Genomic DNA, 339 nt, shown 5'->3' with positions numbered 1-339 from the left:
GGGCCGGCAGGACACCCAGCGCTGGCTATCGGGCGAGATGCCACCGCCCGGCACGATCATGTGCACATGCGGATGGTAGGTCATGGCCGAGCCCCAGGTGTGCAGCACGGACGTAATGCCGATGAGATCGTAGATGGCAGCTCTGTTCCGGTAGGCGATGTCGGCGATCCGAGCCGGCAGCGTGAACACGACATGATAGTACGGCACCGGCAATAGGTCGGCTTCGCGGTCGGCGAGCCAGTCCTTGGCGGCGGCGCCCTGACACTTCGGGCAGTGCCGGTTGCGGCAGGAGTTGTAGGCGATGGTCGTATAGGCGCAGTCCGCGCAGCGCGCGACATG

1 protein-coding gene is annotated in these 339 nt (G+C 65.8%); it reads right to left on the bottom strand.

Features of this window, described 5'->3' with window-relative positions; all coding sequences use genetic code 11:
• A partial coding sequence (locus ACZXDY_RS46560) for a transposase zinc-binding domain-containing protein (RefSeq protein WP_464350112.1) occupies window positions 1-339 on the bottom strand: 339 nt, incomplete at both ends.

This window comes from Bradyrhizobium sp. LeoB3, assembly GCF_055456055.1.
This window is presented reverse-complemented; position numbering and strand designations above follow the sequence as displayed.